This is a genomic window from Aquimarina litoralis (genome assembly GCF_039523995.1).
Taxonomy (GTDB): Bacteria; Bacteroidota; Bacteroidia; order Flavobacteriales; family Flavobacteriaceae; genus Aquimarina; species Aquimarina litoralis.
In genome coordinates this window covers 825,072-844,097 of the sequence record NZ_BAAAGE010000003.1, presented here as the reverse complement: position 1 = coordinate 844,097, position 19,026 = coordinate 825,072, and the positions used below count along the sequence as shown (strand labels likewise).

The 19,026-nt window shown below is 32.6% G+C and carries 10 protein-coding genes; 2 read left to right on the top strand and 8 right to left on the bottom strand.

Features of this window, described 5'->3' with window-relative positions:
• Positions 1-78 precede the first annotated feature (78 nt).
• Together ABD077_RS17990 and ABD077_RS17985 are read left to right on the top strand one after the other, a co-directional pair.
• The gene (locus ABD077_RS17990) at positions 79-2,283 is read left to right on the top strand and encodes a peptidase domain-containing ABC transporter (RefSeq protein ID WP_343913627.1); all 2,205 of its coding nucleotides are present in this window, start codon (positions 79-81) and stop codon (positions 2,281-2,283) included.
• A gap of 1 nt (position 2,284) precedes the next feature.
• Positions 2,285-3,583, top strand: a complete 1,299-nt coding sequence (locus ABD077_RS17985) for an HlyD family secretion protein (RefSeq protein WP_343913626.1) — start codon at positions 2,285-2,287, stop codon at positions 3,581-3,583.
• Positions 3,584-3,585: 2 nt separating this feature from the next.
• Here ABD077_RS17985 and ABD077_RS17980 read toward each other — a convergent pair whose 3' ends face one another.
• The 8 genes from ABD077_RS17980 to tilS form a co-directional block, all read right to left on the bottom strand.
• On the bottom strand, positions 3,586-5,547 hold the full coding sequence (locus ABD077_RS17980; RefSeq protein WP_343913625.1) for an ATP-binding protein: 1,962 nt from the start codon (positions 5,545-5,547) through the stop codon (positions 3,586-3,588).
• 138 nt (positions 5,548-5,685) lie between these two features.
• Positions 5,686-7,662, bottom strand: a complete 1,977-nt coding sequence (locus ABD077_RS17975) for a tetratricopeptide repeat-containing sensor histidine kinase (RefSeq protein ID WP_343913624.1) — start codon at positions 7,660-7,662, stop codon at positions 5,686-5,688.
• A gap of 202 nt (positions 7,663-7,864) precedes the next feature.
• Positions 7,865-9,733: a DUF885 domain-containing protein gene (locus ABD077_RS17970; RefSeq protein WP_343913623.1), complete on the bottom strand. Its 1,869-nt coding sequence runs from the start codon at positions 9,731-9,733 to the stop codon at positions 7,865-7,867.
• Between the two features lie 31 nt (positions 9,734-9,764).
• Entirely contained in the window at positions 9,765-11,663 is a 1,899-nt protein-coding gene (locus ABD077_RS17965; protein WP_343913622.1) for a CocE/NonD family hydrolase, read from the bottom strand.
• A gap of 173 nt (positions 11,664-11,836) precedes the next feature.
• Positions 11,837-14,209: a spondin domain-containing protein gene (locus ABD077_RS17960; RefSeq protein WP_343913621.1), complete on the bottom strand. Its 2,373-nt coding sequence runs from the start codon at positions 14,207-14,209 to the stop codon at positions 11,837-11,839.
• A 198-nt stretch (positions 14,210-14,407) separates the two neighbouring features.
• Positions 14,408-15,052 (bottom strand): Crp/Fnr family transcriptional regulator, encoded by a 645-nt coding sequence (locus ABD077_RS17955; RefSeq protein WP_299607034.1) that lies wholly within the window; start codon positions 15,050-15,052, stop codon positions 14,408-14,410.
• A gap of 96 nt (positions 15,053-15,148) precedes the next feature.
• Positions 15,149-17,569: a protein-disulfide reductase DsbD family protein gene (locus ABD077_RS17950; RefSeq protein ID WP_343913619.1), complete on the bottom strand. Its 2,421-nt coding sequence runs from the start codon at positions 17,567-17,569 to the stop codon at positions 15,149-15,151.
• Positions 17,570-18,883, bottom strand: coding sequence for a tRNA lysidine(34) synthetase TilS (gene tilS, locus ABD077_RS17945; RefSeq protein WP_343913618.1), 1,314 nt, complete (start codon positions 18,881-18,883; stop codon positions 17,570-17,572).
• Positions 18,884-19,026: the final 143 nt, after the last annotated feature.

The window sequence follows — 19,026 nt, the reverse complement described above, 5'->3', positions numbered from 1 at the left end:
CAGATCAGTTTGATAGCAAAATCGAAAAGATTTACTTTTCTTTGTAACACAACTCATCACTCATAATTAGAATTTTTAATGCCAAAATTTCCTTTTTACAAACAAGCCGAATCAAAAGATTGTGGACCTACTTGTATAAAAATCATAGCAAAACATTACGGAAAAGTACTGAATACTCAGAAACTGAGATCTCTAAGCGAAACCACTAGAGAAGGGAGTTCTTTACTTGGACTAAGTGAAGCGGTGGAAAGTATTGGATTTAGATCTTTGGGTGTGAAACTTTCTCTAAATCAATTGTTAGAGGTTCCCCTACCTTGTATCGTTCATTGGAATAAGGTTCATTACGTGGTGGTTTACAAAGTGAAATCTACCAAAAAAAATGGAATGAAAATTTACGTATCAGATCCTGCTCACGGTCTGATTACATATACACAAGAAGAGTTTATCAAAGCTTGGATTGGTAATAATGCCGATCAAACGACCGAAGAAGGTGTTGCATTATTGGTAGAACCTACACCAAAATTTTATAATGATAATATAGATGAGGAAGACGAAGAATTCGGATTCAAATTCATTTCAAAATACGTTTTTAAATATAAAAAATTCATCTTTCAACTAATACTTGGATTAACAGCTGGAAGTTTACTCCAATTAATAACTCCATTTCTTACACAGAGTATTGTTGATGTCGGTATTGAAAATGAAGATATTAATTTTGTATACCTTGTATTAATAGCACAGTTATCTCTATTTATAGGTCGTACGTTGATCGATGTACTAAGAAGTTGGATCTTGTTGCATCTAAGTACTAGAATTAATATCTCGCTAATATCTGATTTCTTTATAAAATTAATGAATCTGCCCATCTCCTATTTTGATGTAAAAATGACAGGAGATTTATTACAAAGAATTAACGATCATAAAAGGATAGAACAAATACTTACCATGTCTTCGTTAAATGTGTTGTTCTCCATGGTAAACCTAATTGTATTTAGTATTGTTCTTATTTACTACAGTTTCTCCATATTTTCTGTTTTTGCTGTAGGTAGTGCTATCTATTTTGCCTGGATACTTATTTTCTTCAAAAAACGTAAAAAATTAGACTATAAACGTTTCTCTCAGATTAGTGAAGAACAAAGTAAGGTGATCGAATTGGTAAATGGGATGCAAGAAATAAAATTGCATAATGCCGAGAAAAGAAAACGATGGAATTGGGAATTTGTACAAGCCAAACTATTTAAAATATCCATAGAAAATCTTGCACTAGAGCAATATCAGAGTGTTGGTTCTGCATTTATTAATGAACTAAAAAATATTTTGATTACTGTTCTTTCGGCCGTTCTTGTTATCGACGGGGATATTACATTAGGGATGATGTTAGCCATTACTTCTATTGTAGGACAATTAAACGCTCCTATTACTCAATTAATCAATTTCTTAAGAGAATTACAAGATGCACAAATTTCTTTAGAGCGTTTGGGTGAAATTCACAACAAAGAAGATGAAGAAAAGTCTGGTGATGAAAAGATAAGAGAGGTGCCTGAAAATTCTGGTTTTGAAATCAAAAAATTAAGTTTTAGATATGTTGGTTCAGATAAGCCTGTGCTACAAAATTTGGATTTATCGATTCCTGCCAATAAAATTACTGCAGTTGTAGGTGTTAGTGGTAGTGGTAAAACTACACTAATGAAACTTCTTCTAAAGTTTTATGAACCAGATGAAGGTCAAATCTTTATAGGCACTCATGATTTAAATAACGTATCACAAAAAGCCTGGAGAGATCAATTTGGTGTTGTGATGCAAGAAGGATATATTTTTAATGATACTATTGCCAACAATATTGCCGTTGGCGAAGATTATGTAGACAAGAAAAAATTAGCACACGCAGTAGATGTGGCAAATATCAAAGAGTTTGTAGAGTCGTTGCCACTATCATACAATACTAAAATTGGGATGGAAGGTGTTGGTCTCAGCACTGGACAAAAACAGCGTTTATTTATTGCAAGAGCGGTATACAAAAATCCAAAATTCTTATTCTTTGATGAAGCGACATCTGCATTGGATGCCAATAATGAAAAAGTTATCATGGAAAAACTGGATACCTTCTTTAAAGATAAAACGGTGATGGTGATAGCTCATAGATTAAGTACCGTTAAAAATGCTGATCAAATCGTAGTATTAGACAAAGGAGAGATTATAGAAGTAGGAAATCATGAATCCTTAATTAAAGAAAAAGGAAGCTATTATAATTTAGTTAAAAATCAATTAGAATTAGGAAAATAAAATGCCAGATAATTTAGATGACATACAATTAAGAAGTGAGGAAGTTCAGGAAATTCTAACTCGTGTACCCCATTGGATGATTCGATGGGGAAACCTTCTTATTCTAATGCTAATATTACTATTACTTTTTCTTTCCTGGATGCTTAAATATCCGGATACGATTCCTGCACAAGCAGTTATTACAACCGATGTCCCTTTGCAAAAGGAACAGGCAAATGTAAGTGAAAAAATACAAGCAATCTTAGTTAAGGAAGGTGATACTGTTCCAGAAAAAACTCCCTTGGCTATTTTAAGAAACACAGCGAACTACCTTGACGTTTTTAGTCTTAAAAGGGTGATTGACACCATCAAAATCAATAACCAACAGATTAAATTTCCTTTTGAAAAAATGCCTCCACTATTAGAACTTGGTGACATTCAGACTAGTTATGCTACTTTCGAAAACAACTATATCGAGTACATTCTAAACAAAGAACTAAAACCGTTTTCTGGTGAAAACTTAGCAAATCAGATATCTCTGTCCGAACTTTACCGAAGGCAAGAAAGTATTTTAAATCAGAAAAGAGTTGAGCAAAGAACTTTAAATTTAAGAAAAAAGACTTTTGATAGGCAACAAGAATTGTTTGATAAAGGAAGTATTTCTCAACAAGAATATGAGCAATCAAAGATTGAATACTCACAATTTGAGAATAATTATAAAAATTATACCAATCAACTTTCCCAAATAAAAGAGCAAATCAGTACAGTACAAAAAAACTCGAAGGGAACAGAGTTTAATCAACAACGAGAAGAAATCAATCTACGAAATAAAGTAATACAGTCTTTTGATCAACTAAAGAAAAGTATTAAAGATTGGGAACTTCGTTATTTATTGCAATCAGATATAGAAGGTAGAGTTTCTTTTTCTAATTATCGATTCGAAAATGAAAATGTAACTGCAGGAGATATTGTATTTATAGTAATCCCTATTCAGGATTCATTATCTTATGTTGCCAAAATAAAAGCCCCCACTCAAAATTCTGGTAAAATTAAAATTGGCCAAAAAGCCAATATTAAACTAGAAAATTTTCCGGATGATGAATTCGGTATGCTACAAGGTAAAGTAGATTATATATCCATGTTACCAGATAAAGATGGATTATATCTTATCGATGTAAAACTGCCTAAAGAGTTAGTTACCACTTATAATAAAAAGATTCCTTTCCAACAGGAAATGCGTGGTTCTGTAGAAATAATAACAGAAGATCTACGTCTAATAGAACGTTTCTTTTATCAGTTTAGAAGTTTAATGGATAAATAAGATTAGGCCGCTTTGGGTAAGGTAACACAAAAAACACTTCCCTTTCCTAAAACACTTTCTACTTGTATCTTACCTCTATTAAGTTCTATCAGCTCTTTACAGATTCTGAGCCCTAGGCCTGTTCCACTTTCATTGCCAGTTCCTTTGGTAGTAAATGTATCTTCGGCAAATAATTTATGAAGATTAGATGGGTCAATACCTATTCCAGTATCTTCAAAACAAATCTCGTAATGGTCTTCTTTCTCTTTAGAAACTAAAGCTATAGAATCACCAGGATTGCAAAATTTAATAGCATTTGCAATCAAATTCTGCGCAACAATACCAAACATATCTTTATCCGCAAAAATCATGGTAGGATCTAATCTATTGATCAATTTGATATCCTTTTTATCGGCTTTGGGAGTAAAAAAAGTAAACTTATCCTCTATCACTTCATTAATATCAAAACTAACTGGCTTTGCATTAAGCTCTTTCATTTGCGATTTCGACCAGTTCAATAAATTATTTAAAAGAATAGAAGTTTGATGCGTTCTATTAGCCAAAATTGGAATGATCTCCTTGAATTCTTGGTTGGAAATCGCATTATCTTTTAACAGATTTAGACTTCCATCTAAACCTAGAATTTCATTTTTCAAATCATGAGAGATGATAGAAAACAACTTGTTTTTTGTTTCATTCGAATGGTTTAATTGAGAGATTAACTTTTTGCGATCTTTTCTTGTTTTAAAAATTATCATCAGGAAGGCTAAGACAGCAATTAAAACTGAAATCAATCCTAATGCAAAAGTTTTGTACTTAAATAACTTTGCTTCATTATCTCTTTCTTTTCTTTCATTTTCATCGATCATTTTTAAATGTTCGATTTCCGCTTTATGTCTTTTCTCTGCTCTTTGTATTTTCTCTGCAGAAATTTTAATTCTCTTTTTTTCAGAAAGCTCTTGAGACTTTTTCTGCCAAGCAAGGACTTTATAGATATTACCTTGAACTGAATCTAATTCGGCAGCTATTTTATAATTGGCCAATAAATGCTCCGTTGGATCAATATCTTTTATGGACAAAAACTCTTCTCTGGCATTATTTAATAGGACTTCCGCTTCTTGATAACGTTTCGTTTCTAGAGCTATTTTTGCCATTTGTTGTTTCGAGATTATCAAAGGTATCGTTAATGCGAAATGCTTAGTTTTAGAGCCTATACTTAAAACGGTATCGTAGTACTTCTCTGAAGTGGTATATTCTTTTTCATAAAGTGCTATTTTCGCAAGAATATAGTAGGAATAAATTGTGTATACTGGTAAACTATCATTCTTATTAATATCTAAAGCTACATCAACTATATTTTTTGCCTTTTCTGGCATTTTATTATTGATGTACAGAAACGACAAATTATTCATAAAAAGACCAATTCCCTTTTTATTCTTTATATTTTCCATTTGAGCAATAGCTTTGTTATAATATTGCTCTGCCAAATCAAAATCGTCTAATTTAGCATATAAATCGCCTAGATAATTATTCACAGTAGCGATACCATTCTTATCGTTTACTTCTGTATAATATGTCTGAGATTCCAGTAAATGTTCGGCTGCAACTGTTAAGTTATCACTATAATACTCTAAAAAATAAAGATTTTTATAGGCTTTCGCTAAACGTCCTTTGTCTTTTAATTTCTTTAGAATTTTTATCGCCTCTTTATAACTTTGCCCAGCATAATAATATTCATTTTGTTGACTATATGCTTCTCCTTGATTGATAAAAGCATCACTTAAAACCACCGAATCTTTATACTTATGTGCTGCAGATATCACTTGTTTTGAAAAGAAAAGTGCACTGTCTATTTTCTTAACAGCTACCAAATGATTCAGAAATTGTTGAGCTTTATGAAGTTCTTCTGTTCCCTCGATATGACCTTGATACCACAAATGATTATTGATATCATCCTGTCCACGAAGCACAAATACAAAGCTCATAAAAGCTATTAAATGGGTAATATGTTTATAATAGATATTCAATATACTATTTGTATATGTCTAAAACAGACAGATATTAGCCCCTTTTGTAATTGAGATAACAAGATAGATCTTTACCTTATATCAGAAATATAAGTATTAGGCAGCTTTAGGTAATTGCACACAAAAAGTACTTCCTTTTCCCGGTATACTTTCTACCTCTATCCTGCCTCTATTAAGTTCTATTAGTTCTTTACAGATTCGGAGCCCAAGACCAGTTCCTGTTTCATTCTCCGTTCCATTAGTTGTAAAAGTATCTTCTGCAAATAGCTTATTTAAATTTTCTGGATCAATACCTACTCCCGTATCTTCAAAACAAATCTCATAAAAGTCTTCTTTTTCTCTCGCTGTCAATGCAATAGAATCTCCAGAATTACAAAATTTAATGGCATTAGCAATTAAGTTTTGCGCTACAATGCCAAACATATCCTTATCCGCAAAAATCTTAGCTGATCCTAACTGATTAATCAGTTGAATATCTTTTTTCTCTGCTTTAGGTCTAAAAAACGTGAACTTATTACTGATAACTTCAGTAATATCAAAAGTTGTTGGTTTAGGATTCAATTCTTTCATTTGCGACTTAGACCAATTCAACAGATTATTCAACAAAATAGATGTTTGGTGTGTTCTATTAGCCAATAATGGTACAATTTCTTTAAATTCTTCCGTAGAAATTACATCTTCCTTCATTAAATTTAAACTACTTTCCAAACCGTGTATTTCGTTTTTCAAATCGTGTGATATAATCGAAAACAGCTTATTTTTAACCTGATTAGACTCATTAAGTTCTTTGATATATCTTTTCCTTTCTTTTCTGGTTTTAATTATCAAGATCATAAACACTAGAATTACTGCTATTACCGCTAGACTAATAAATGTCATTAATCTATATTTAAATAATTGCTCTTTGGTTTGTTGCTCTTTTTTTTCCTTTTCGTCTTGTAATCTAAGCTGCTCTAACTGTGCTTCATATCTAGACTTTGTATTCTCTACTTTTTTGGTTGTTAGATCATTCATACGCTTATCAGAAAGTTCCTGATATTTCTTTTGCCAAGCAATCGCTCCTAGCAGATTTCCTCTTGTAGAATCTAGTTTAAAAGAATATTTGTAATTCTTAAGAATTAGAGAAGTAACATTAGATTTTATAAGGTCTTCTCTTGCTACTTTCAGATATTCCTCTGCTTTTTTGAACTCGTTTTGTTCTAAAGCTATGATTCCTAATTGTTGTTTTGCATTATGAACAATAAGCTTAAAATTAGCTTGGGTTCCGACACATTGTGTGGTATCATAGAATCTTTTCGCTTTTTCATATTCTTTACCATACATGGCTACCTTTGCCATAATGCTATAAGACTGTGCAGTATGTCTTAAATCATTTTCTGCTTTATTAATCTCTAATGCTTCTTTTAATAGTACTTTAGCTTCTTCTAATTTCCCGCCTTCGGTATGAAGTAAAGCTAAGTTATTAATCGTTAAACCAACACCTTTAAGTTTAAGTCTTCTAGCCATCTTCATGGATTTAAGATAAAACTTCTCAGCATTCGGGATATCATTTAACTCTTTATAAATAATTGCTAGGTTATTATATACTGCAGTAAGTCCAATACTATCATTTAGTTGTTCTCTCTGTAATTTAGCATCTAACAGATGATTAGCTGCCTCTTCAATATTACCTTTATTACGTTCTATGATATACCTATCATTACTTACCATGGCTAACCCATTCTTATCTTCAATTTTTTGAAAATTGAATGTTGCTTTTTCAAAGCTTTCGTTAGATTCCAGATATCTATTTAATTCATTATTCAGTACTCCTTTTAATCTATATACTAAACCTAATCCTCTGGTATATTCGATATCATTTGCAATATCAATCAATTGATTGGCTAAAGGTTCTGCTATATCAAGACGATCTTCATTAACAAATTGCTGAAGTTTAGTTACTTTATCATTGAAAGACAAAGAATCTTTTAATGTCTTAATTTCGGAAAGATCAATTCCAGTAAGTTCTTTTTGCGAAAAGCAAAAAAAACTTGTAAAACAGAAAACTAATACGGTAAAGGTTGCTTTATTCATACTATTTACTTTGGGGCTTAAATCAGATGAAATGCTACTTATTTTCAACAAAATACACAAAAAAAAGTCAAACAACAAAATAATGTAGTCTTATTCTTACATATTTTTATAGTTTTACCGTAAAAAAGAAACGATTATATAAAAAAACAGCCTTTCCTGATGAGAAAGGCTGTTTTCCAAAATCTATACTATTTTAGATTTATTACGAGTTTTCTTGAAGTGTATTGGTATTCTTTTTAGAGGTTATCCACTCATTAACCAGCTCTTCCAAAATGGTAAGTGGTACAGCACCATTCGTGAGTAAGACATCATGAAACTCTCTAATATCGAAATTATCATTTCCTAATGCTGTTCTTGCATTCTCTCTTAATTCCAGAATCTTATTCATTCCTATCTTGTATGCTGTAGCCTGACCAGGCATTACGATATGTCGTTCTACCATTTTAACGGCGTCACTCTCTGCATTCGGAGTATTATCGGTATAATATTTTATACCTTCTTCTCTTGTCCATTTCTTAGCATGTATTCCTGTATCTACAACTAATCTACAAGCTCTCCACAGTTCCATAGCTAATCTACCGAAATCTGAATATGGATCATTATACAATCCTATCTCTTTTGGTAAGAACTCATTATAAAGCCCCCAACCTTCTATGTAAGCAGTATATCCTCCAAATTTTCTAAACTTCGGAATATCCTGTAACTCCTGAGCTATTGAAATTTGCATATGATGTCCTGGAATACCTTCGTGATATGCTAGTGCTTCCATTTGATATATCGGCATAGCTTCCATATCATAAAGATTTGCATAATATGTTCCAGGTCTGGAACCATCTGGTGTCCCTCGCTGATAAAAGGCTTTTCCGGCACTTTTTTCTCTAAAAGGTTCTACAGCTTTTACAACAATATCAGCTTTTGGTTTTGTAATAAAGAGTTCATCTAATCTAGATTTCATATTATTTATTAATCCAACTGCTCTTTCCAAGTATTTAGCCTTACCTTCTTTATCATTAGAATAATAGAATTTCTCATCTTCCTTCATATACTTAAAAAAATCTTGTAAGGAACCTTCATACTTAACCTGCGTCATGATATCCTTCATTTCTTTGTGTATTCTAGCAACCTCATCTAATCCTAATTGATGAATTTCATCGGCAGTCATATTAGTGGTGGTAGTCCGTTTCAATGCATTATTATAAAACGCACTCCCCTTTGGAAATTTCCATGCTCCATCATCTACCGTAGCTCTTTGCTGTTGATCTTCTAGGAGAGCAATTAGTTTATCATATGCAGTTTTTACATCTTCTTTTAATGCTTTTTCTGCTTCAGCTATTAAAACCGTCTTATCTTCTTCTGCTATTTCTATTTTAGCTACTTTATCTTTAAAATCTGAGAGTAAGGTGCTCTCTTTATTAGATTCATCAAAGGGCATTCCGGTAATTAAATTACGACAGTCGTTTAACACTTTTGCAAAAACAAACTTTGGCGGAACAATACCATTCTTCTCTCTGATTTTAATATTCTCTATTTGTTGTGCAAATAACTCATCCATTCCCTTAAGTCGGGAAATATAGGCTTCCGCATCACTTCTACTCTCTATTTGATGCATATTGATCAGAAAAGCTGGGATTTCCGCTTGCATCCCATGCATTTGATTCACCGGATAATCATAAAACCTATATTGAAAATCATCTATAGCATTTTTTAGATCTTGTTTCATCAAACGATAACTCAAACTCGTAGATTTATTTAGAGCTGTAACATCCACCGAATCATTAAGGTATCTAAGTCTTCTTTTTGCTTTTTCAAGATCATGCACCAATTTCTTAGAAGAAACATCATCCCACTTTCCATAATCTTCTGTTTTCAATCCTAAATACGTTTGCATCATCGGAGATTCTGCTACTTCTTCCTGAAATTGTGACTCAAACCAATCATTTAGTTTTTGAGAATGTATTTCTATCTTTTGCTCATTAGAGATTTCGGATACAACCTTGTTACCTTCGTCTTTACAACTGAAAGTTATGAATAAGAAGGAACAAGACAACAAAGTGAATTTTGTTCTGTTCATTTTCCTGGGGGATATTTTGATGGTTACTAATTTACTTCAAAATAGAAAATTCTATGGAAGAATCATCATATACGGTATGAGTTTGTTTTTTAAAATCTGATGATTTCGCTTTAAATATATTAGGAACATACGTTTGAGGATTTAAGTCAATGAACGGAAACCAAGTGCTCTGTACCTGAATCTGAATTTTATGACCCTTCAAAAACGTGTGATGTATATCCTGAAGTTTTATCGAAACATCTGTTTTTTTGTTCGGAGTAAAAGCTTCTGGTTTACTAAAGCTATTTCTAAATCTTCCTCTTAGCACTTCACTTCTTACCATCATATGATAATTAGACATTTTAAGATACTTTTGAGTCTCTTCTGTGTCTTCTGCATCTGGAGGATATACATCTATAATTTTCACTACCCAATCCGCGGCAGTTCCCGTAGTTGCTACTTTTAATTTAGCTAAAATCTCTCCTGACAACGTCATATCTTCAGTAAGCACAGGTGTTTCATAAACTAATACATCAGGCCTTCTTGCCGCAAATCTCTGATCATCTGTCATATATTTTCTAGGTGTAAAAACCATTTTGATATCTTCTGTATACGGTACAGGCTTTTTAGGATCACTGATAAACTCTTGTGCTCCATTACCTTTATTTTCGGTTAAGCTATTATTATTTAGGTATAAAACTTTCTTTTCTATATTTTTTGGTGGCCAACTATCATAGGTATTCCATTCTTTTTTACCGGTATCAAAAATCTGAATCTCAGTCAAACCACTATTTTCATCACCAGCTCCTTTAAGAAAATGATTAAAGAATTTTGTCTCTATATTTTGTTGAAAGTTTAACGATATATCATCGCCGAAATATACATTTCCTATTGCTTGTCTCTTTTTATTTCGCGCCCAATCTCCATGACTCCAAGGACCAAAAACCATAATGTTATAATTGCTACTATTTTTCTCGATTTTCTCATACGTTTCAAACGGACCGTATAAGTCTTCTGCATCAAATAATCCACCAACTACCATAACTGCAGGTTTTATATCCTTAAGATGCTGAATAATGCCTCTTTTTTGCCAAAACTCATCGTAATTCGGATGTTCTTTTAATTGCGTCCAAAAAACATTATCTTCCTTATAGTATTGATCTAATGTACTCAGTGGTCCTGCATCTAAGAAGAACTGATATTGATCTTTGGTATTCAGTTCTGGGAATGTATACCAACTTTCTTTTACTGGCTCTGTCTTTTCGTAACCAAATACGGCAGTAGCTCTCCAATAACTTAACAAATAAGCACCGTTATGATGAAAATCATCAAAGAAGAAATCTCCTATACAAGCTTGTGGAGATACTGCTTTTAGCGCTGGATGCGAATCTAATAATGAATACGTAGCATAAAAACCAGGGTATGAAATTCCCCATACACCTACTTTTCCATTATTATTTTCTACATTTTTTACTAACCAATCAATAGTATCATAGGTATCACTAGCTTCATCAAATTCCTTATCCTTCTTGTTTGGAATATAAGCTCTCATATTATCATAAACACCTTCACTCATCCATCTTCCTCTTACATCCTGATAAACGATAATATTACCCTCTTTCATCAAAAATTCGTTAGGTCCAATCTTAGATCTAAATTCATTTTCTCCATAAGGTCTAGAGCTATAAGGAGTTCTTTGCATAAGAATTGGATACTTCTTACTAGTATCCTTAGGAGAATAAATAGTCGTATGAAGTTTAGTACCATCTCTCATTACGATATCTACTTCCTTCTTGGTGTAATGATTTTTAACTTGATATTCCTCTTCTTTGGTAGTTACCGTCTGTTCTGCTGTTTTTTCAACCTTCTTAGAATCATTTTGTTCGGTACAGGAAGTAATAAAAAATAAAAAACTTAAAATAAATAATAATGGTATTCTAGTTGATCGCATATGCTTGAGTTTAGTTGAAGCTGGAAGATAAAAAAATGGAATGCTGACAAACATCTATTTAAGGAGATTTTAACAATCAATATGAATATATAAACCAATGAGCCTCCAGTTATTACTGAAGGCTCATCTACTAAGAACTTACTTTATCCCCAAATACAGTGTTCTTAGTTATTCTACTGTGGTTGGATATTAATCTCTATGATATTATATCCTCCTCTTGGATCACCTGTCCAAGTTACTCCTGGCGGACTACTAATAACTCCTTTTCCGAATTGTACATCTTCTAAATCTGATACTCTTCTTACAATATTATTAGTATCATCATTTCCAGTATTTGGCCCTGATTGATTCATTACTTGATCCATTCCAAAACCTACTGGTTGATCTACTTCGGTACCAGCATCATACAAATACGTTTTAGTACTTAAATCTGTTCCAGAATATGGTGTTACTCCATCTTCTAAGAATAAAGGTAAACCAGCATTGTTATAACTTACTACCCAATCGTTTGATTTTACAAACATGGTCCCAAAACCAAATTTATAATCCTGACCTCTTGGTACTTCTATTGTAAAAGTCTGAGATCCTCCAGGCATGATCGGTCCAGATTCATTACTTAACGCTACTGGAATTCCGAAGTCCTTCATATAATTGTATGCTATTGATCTATCTCCATCTTCAGCAATTTCTTCCAAACCATTATCTACACTTGTAGCTTCTCCTTGTACAAACCAAGGATCTCTATTTGTGTTAAATGCATAGATGAAAGCCGGAGAGAAAGGTGTTAGTGATGAAGAAAGTCGTAAAGGTGTTCCTTGAGATCCAGTTTCTGTAAACCAATTATATAACGCACCTGGCATACCATCTTCTGCAATACCTTCCAGTCCAACACCTCTATCTTCTTCACCAATTGTAAATAACGGTTCTGGTTGTGCATGTAACACTACTATTCCAGGTGTGATTACAAAACCATTATCCGAACTTGGATCCATAGCAGCGTTTGGTGTATTGATAGCCGTAATCGTTAACGTAAATGTGCCTGCAGAATTACCATCTCCATTGGTATAATCCAAAATAGCAGTCATATAGATGTCACCTGTATCTCTACCATCAACTAATCTAACTAGAGGATTTGCATCCGCTGGCCCTACATTAGCTCCTGCTGGAGGAAAAGTGGCTGGATCATTATCTGCTTCAGTACCTAAATCATATAATGATAGTTGACTTGCTATATCTACACCATTTAATGCCTGACCATTAGGAAACAAGTCTATTCCATTAAGATCTGTTGGTGCTAAGAACCAATCATTACTATTACCCATCATAGTTACTGGTGTAAACTTAGTTCCTGGAACTGCTTGGAATGAAATTTGATATTGTGCTCCATTAGTGGTTAGAGGTCCTGGAGTGGATGCTCCCACGGGAGTTGTAAATGTATGTACATTCAAATAATTAATGGTATTTGTAATGGTTACAGAAAATGTTGTTGTTTCAATCACAGTTGCATTTCCTAATCCAAATGTTGGATTTACTCTTTCTTCCCAGTCACTTGCAGCATCCCCTTCTCCATCATATTCAATACTATAACTTGGTAATCTTACTTCTGGCACAAAATCTCCTGCTGTCCAAATACCGGCAGAAACGGCTACATTTTCTCTAGCACTACCTGCAGCTCCCCATTGAACGAAATCCATAATAGCATCCGCACTGGTAAAAGAATTATTAGCATATAAACCCAATCCTTCGCTATTGGTTAACTCATCCCAATTTACCACCACGAATTCTCCTGGATCTAAATTTGTATCTCCACTAGTAATAGATGCATTCTGCAATTGAAGATATTGCCCAGGTCCAAGACATAACCAGTAGGAAGAAATATCAACAGCGACTGTTCCATTATTCCATAATTCGATCAATTTATCTTCTGCATAATTTACTTCATTTATCACAATAGAACGTATAGTATTATCAGGCATCGTAAGAACATTTTCTGCGCCAAAGGTTACCGTAGATGTTTCAGCCCAATTAGAAGATCCATTTCCTTCTCCATCAAATACAATACTGTTATCTGGATTAGTCACAGTAGGTATGAAATCACCTGCTGTCCAAATACCAGCAGCAACGGCAACATTTTCTCTAGCCGTCCCACCTGCTCCATACTGCACAAAGTCTACTAGCGCATCGGCATCTGTAAACGCATTAGACGAGTATAATCCTAAACCACCTGAATTATCTGGAAGCTCGTAAGATAATACTAAATACCCTCCTGCTGGAATATTTATAGTACCACTTTCTGGTGTAAGAGCACCAATTTGTTCATAAGTTCCAGGACCAAGACATAACCAATAGTCACTCAAATCTGCTTCTTGATTTCCTTGATTAAAGATTTCTATCAAGTCTGTTCCTTGATAACGAATCTCATTAAAAACAACCTGAATGTTCTCGCCATCAGTTTCTCCGTCTGGTGGAATTACAATATCATCATCTTCACTACAAGAGATGAAAGTAAATAATCCAATAATTAAATAGATAAAATTTCTTTTCATGATATATATTTTTTTGTTCATCAATCTGAAGCAAATATATAATCACATCAAAGTGGATAACGGTGATAAAAGTCACCGCTAAACGTTAAATAAATGTTATTTAAACATCTGTATATCAAATATTTAAACAACAAAAACACCAACACCAAAACATCGCTATTTGCGATGTTTTGGTGTTGGTGTTTTAAAGAACGATTTTTAGTTTTGACAATAAATACCTTTTGTCAATTCTATATGTCGTTTATGTTGTACTAATATATTTTGAGCTTGTAGTTTCTTTGTTATTCTAGAAACTACTTCTCTTGATGTTCCTAAATCGGCAGCAATTTCTTTATGAGACATTAGAATCATATTGCAATTCTGAAACTTTGCCTTTTCGTTTAAATAATTTATCAAACGTTCTTCGATTTTATAACATACGACTTGTTTTGTAGTATGCAATAGATCTTCATAATTACGTTGAAAATCTTTTAAAATAATTTGAGTAAAAGATGGGTACTGCACAAACCATTCTTTTACTTTGTTTATTGGAATACAAAGAACGGTAGTATCTTCTTCTGTTTTTGCTGAAAAACGAACCGCCTCCTGGCTAAACAAGTGATTAAAACTTAAGATACAACAGTGGTTAGGATGTATGTAGTACAACAGAAATTCTACTTCATCTTCTTCTGCATACATCTTTATCAAACCATCTAAAATGATCGGTAAAAAATTGAGATAACTTCCTTGTCTTACGACATATTCTCCTTTTGGAATACTTTTAAAATGCCCAAAAGACATTATTTGCTCTTCGAGCTCTTTTTCTATAAAAGGGAAACACTGAGATAAGTTAATATTTTCCATAGACCTGTTAGTTACTCTTTGTTTTACAATAAAGTCGATAACTAACAGTATCCTTACAATATTCTTATAATAATTATTTATAACACTATAAAGAATCTATTTTTTTGCAAAATTTGTAATTCCCTCTTGTAACCATTTTAGGTATTCATTCTCGTCTGGGGTGTAAGCAGTTGTTGTATTTAAAAGATTCATTTCAGAATCCAGTAATACATAATAAGGTTGAGAATTATTTTGGAAGTTTAACGTTTGAAAAGTTGCCCACTTATCACCAACTGTATTGATAGATTTTATATTACCTGAAGATTTAAGAAATTTAAATCTATCTTCTTTTTTCAACTTTTCTCTATCATCAACATATAGTGAAATTAAAACATAATCATCTTTAAGAATTTTTGTAATTTCAGGATTACTCCAAACTTGCTCCTCCATCTTTCTGCAATTTACGCAAGCCCATCCTGTAAAATCAATCATGATAGGCTTACTATGCTTTTTTGCTGCTGCAACACCTTTTTCAAAATCTGTATAAGCATTTAATCCTAGAGGACCATGCGTTTCTTTTTCATAAATACTGTAAAACAATGGTGGAGGGAAACCACTGAGTAATTTTAAATTTGCATATTTAGTATTCGTAAGTCCTGGCACTAAGTATACAACAAAAGCAAAAGTTGCAACTCCAATAACGATACGAGTTAAATTTAATTTTTGGATTGGTCCATCATGACGAAAACGAATTTTTCCAAAAAGATATAAACCTAAACCTAATCCGATTACAATCCATAGTCCAATAAATATTTCTCGTTTCAAAATCCCCCAATGCTCTACCAAATCTGCATTTGATAAAAACTTAAATGCCAGAGCAAGTTCTATGAAACCTAAAACAACTTTAACCGAATTTAACCACCCCCCACTTTTTGGTAAATTATTTAACCAATTTGGAAATAATGCAAATAAAGCAAACGGTAATGCTAAAGCCAAACCAAAACCACCCATACCGAAACTTAGTTGTACCGCTCCTCCATCACTACTAAGCGAACCTCCGAGCAAAGAACCTAGAATAGGTCCAGTACAAGAAAATGAGACTAGCGCTAGTGTTAGGGCCATAAAGAATATCCCTAAAACACCCCCAACACTTGTAGCTTTACTATCCATTTTATTGCTCCAAGAAGCGGGTAATGTAATCTCAAAATATCCAAAGAAGGAAATAGCAAATACTATAAAAATTACGAAGAATATTACGTTAAGTGTAACATTGGTAGATATATTATTTAAAATTTCCGGGTCTAACGAATCTAAAAGATGAAAAGGCAAACTCAATAACAAATAGATTCCGAAGATAAAAAATCCATAAAGAATGGCATTCATCATACCTTTTTTACGATTTTTAGCTCCTTTAGTAAAAAATGAAACTGTTAAAGGAATCATTGGAAATACACATGGAGTTAGTAATGCTATTAAACCACCCAAAAAGCCAAGTACAAATATTTTTAAATAACTCTGATCCTTAACATCTTCTTTGGGAAATTTATTCCATCCTTTTATGTCCACATTAAGAGCTTTGGATTTCACCAAATCCTCAGACGAAATCACAGACGTACTAGAATCTGAAGTACTATTATTAGATAAATTCAAATTAAACTCTACAACCTCAGGTGCTAAACACCTTTCATCATCACATATACCAAAAAAAACTTCTGCTTTAACTTTTTCTAATGACAGATCTAAACGTTTTATTTTTTGGGTAAACAATACTTTATCTTCAAAGTATTTGATCTCCATTTCAAATACCTTATCATATTTCTGAATACCTTCTGGTTCAGTAGTCTCTCCTATTAGCTCGTATTTTTTTTCTTCATTATAAAAAGTAAACTCGGTAGCCGTTGGAGCGATATCATCTGTTTCTACTTCCTTTTGTGAATAGATATGCCAGCCTTTATCTAATTTGGCTTCGAACTGTAGTACATAAATATTTTTGGATTCTTGTTCTACACTGCTTTTCCACTTAATAGGTTCGAAAATTTGAGAAATGTTAGCGGAACTTGAATCTCTTTTAATTTCATTAGAGAAGTTTAATAAAAATTCCATCGTTTCAGGAGGCAAGCATTTCTCATCATCACAAGCTCCAAAGAACACCTCAGCTTTTACTGATTCTAAAGAAGGGTCTAAGCGTTTTATTTTTTGAGTAAACAATACTTTATCTTCAAAGTATTTGATCTCCATTTCAAATACCTTATCGTATTTCTGGATACCTTCTGGCTCAGTAGTTTCTCCTATCAGCTCATACTTTTTTTCTACATTATAAAAGGTAAACTCGGTAGCCGTTGGAGCAATATCATCCGTTTCTACTTCCTTCTGCGAATATATATGCCAACCTTTATCTAGTTTGGCTTCGAACTGTAAAACATAAATATCTTCCGATTCTTTAATTACATTACTCTCCCATTTTATTGGTTCAAATATTTGTGAAAATAAAGTTGTTGAAAATAATAATGCTGTAAATAGTAGTAAAATATTCCTCATCTAGGTAATTGTTACTTTTAGTAATTGTTTTGTTTCGGGGTTTATTTTAAATCTGTTATCTGCTCTATAATTAATCACCCATACAATCTCTTCTCCAGAACATAATAACCAGACTCTTTCTTTGGCCAGTAAAGATAATTTTTCGTCCTTAAAATACTTACTCAACTTCTTTTTACCTTTCATGCCTAAAGGGTAAAAATAGTCGCCTTCTTTCCATTTTCTTACAATTAAGGGATACTTTAACTTTTCTTTATCTACAAAAATAGTCTTCAAATCTGTATCGCAAAGCTCTGAAACTTCTTTTAAATGAATCATTCCAGATGGAATCATAATCCTATTTTCTTCTTCAGGAATATGATATACTCGATCCGGAACGTCTTCAATAATTGGACAAAGCAACAAATATTCTCTATTTTTCACTAAACGATGTGTTGAAGAAAAAATTTGTTTCCCCGATTGCGCATTTAACATTCGGATTATATCATCCCAAGCAGTAAAACCATATTCCTTTAATAAAAAGTACAAGTACTTTTTAGGATTATCGTATTTCTGAAGTTTATGTATGGCAATCTTAATTGTGTCTAATTCTCCATATTCAAAAACTTCTTTTCGAATACGATACATTTGACTCCTAATAAAATCCTGTGCATGCTTTAGATAATCTAATGTGTTTTCAAAATTGTTCAAAAAACTTGGATTAATAGAAATAAGTTCTGGGATTACATTATGTCTTAATTTATTCCTCAGATATTTGGTATCACTATTACTACTGTCTTCTCTCCATTCTATTTCATTTTTGGTAGCAAATTCCATGATTTGATTTCTAGAAAATGGTAAAAGTGGTCTTACGTAATTTCTATTAATTTCAGGAATACCAGTAAGTCCGTCAATTCCCGTACCTCGAGATAGGTTTATTAAAAAAGTCTCTAGATTATCATCTTTATGATGAGCAGTTAGTACATAATCATATTTATGCGAGCTCAACAAGGTTTCAAACCACTGATACCGTAGCTCTCTGGCAGCCATTTGTGTAGATAGCTTATTGTCTTGTCCATATTTTTCTGTTTCAAAGTTGGTTACAAAAAACGGAACTTGGAATTTCTCAGCTATTGTAGATACAAAATTTTCATCTTCATCGCTCTCTACTCCTCTTAAACCAAAATTGCAGTGAGCAATTCCAATTTCAAAATTATTTACATGACATAGATAAGCTAATACTATACTATCTAATCCTCCACTACAGGCAATAAGTAACTTACTTTTTTGTAGAAAAGGTAATCGATTTTTGATATGATCTTTGAATTTTTGTTTCAAGTATTTATATAGTTGTTTTTGATTTTTAGACCGAATACTTTCGAGATGAGCGTTTTACATATTTTAAAATAACAACCTGCATATTAATATCAAATATACGATTTTGAAAAGGTTCAACAACTCTTATTAAACACTTCTTTAAC